This is a genomic window from Leisingera sp. F5 (assembly GCF_001593695.1).
This window is the reverse complement of sequence record NZ_LUKH01001033.1, coordinates 1-1,338: the sequence shown is the minus strand read 5'-3', so window position 1 is coordinate 1,338 and position 1,338 is coordinate 1. Positions and strand designations below refer to the sequence as shown.

Here is a 1,338-nt window from a genome sequence, read left to right as displayed (position 1 = left end):
TCGGGCTATCTGATCCCGTCGATCGAAATCCCGCAGGTCACTGGCGCCACGATGGACTCTGGCGATTACTTTGGCGAAGTGAAATTCACTGGCGGGCATGAACAGACCATTGTTGCCGTGGCCAATGGCGACGTTGCTGGCGGTGTCAGCTGGGCCGATGGGCTTGGCGAATGGGAAGACGGCTACAACTCCGGCGCTCTGCGCCGTGCGGTGGATGCGGGCCTGGTGGACATGAATGATCTGGTCGAGATCTGGAAATCCGCGCCGATCCCGGAAGGCCCGTTTGTGCTGCGTACCGAATTGCCTGCGGATGTGAAGGTCAAGATGACCGGCCTGCTGGCCTCGATGAACTCAATCGATCCGGATTGCATGTACAATGTGCTGGGCGGTGAATCAAAGGGCCTGATGCCGATCAGCCATGACGCTTATGAGGTGATTATCGAAGCCCGTAAATTGAAATCCCAGTAATTTCAGTACCGTACCTTTGATACTGTGCTCTGCGGGGGTTCGGGCCTGGCTCGGAACCCCGCAATTTCCTTGATGGCATTTGCTCCGGCCATCCCTTCAGGACCAGGACCCCTACATGGCAGATCTGACAGCCGCCCGGCCGGGCATCGAGGATATCCGGCAGCAATACACCGCCCACACCCAGCGCAAGCGGCTGTACGGCGGCATTCTTCTGGCCATTTTTGTGGCGCTGATGGTTGCAGGTTTCCGCACCGCGGATGCGCGCAATGCGGGCTCTTTCGCGGATGGGTTCACCCGGATTTTCGATTACCCCGCTGAAGTGCTGGCAGAAGCCGCGGACAAGGCAGCCCAGCTGCCCGGCCATGCTGTGCACTTCTTTCCGGCACTGGTGGAGACGCTGAACATCGCCGCGGCATCAACGCTGGTGGGCGCGGTGTTCGGCACCCTGCTGTCGCTCTTGGCAACCCGCGGCATGGCGCCCTGGCCTGCGCTGATCCCGCTGTTCCGCCGCATCAGCGACATTTGCCGCGCGATCCCGGAAATCGTCATTGCGCTGGTGCTGATCTTTGTCCTTGGCGGCGGCCCGGTGCCTGCGATGATCGCCATTGCCATCCACACCGCTGGTGCGCTGGGCAAACTGTTTTCCGAGGTGAACGAAAACGCCTCATTGAAACCTGTGGAAGGTCTGTCATCGGTCGGCGCCACCTGGGCGCAGCGGATGACGCTGGGGGTGATCCCGCAGGTCGGGCCGAACTACGTCAGCTACGCGCTGTTGCGGTTTGAGATCAATATCCGGGCCTCGGCCATCCTTGGCTTCGTTGGCGCGGGCGGCATCGGCTATGAGCTGAAGAACGCCATGTCCTGGGGGCA

The 1,338-nt window shown here is 61.0% G+C and carries 2 protein-coding genes; both read left to right on the top strand.

Annotated elements, in window-relative coordinates; all coding sequences use genetic code 11:
- Positions 1–468: PhnD/SsuA/transferrin family substrate-binding protein (locus A2I95_RS38590; RefSeq protein ID WP_291737677.1), on the top strand; the 468-nt coding region annotated here is incomplete at its 5' end.
- A 115-nt stretch (positions 469–583) separates the two neighbouring features.
- Positions 584–1,338, top strand: a 755-nt coding sequence (gene phnE, locus A2I95_RS38585) for a phosphonate ABC transporter, permease protein PhnE (RefSeq protein ID WP_291737676.1), incomplete at its 3' end; no start/stop codon positions are given.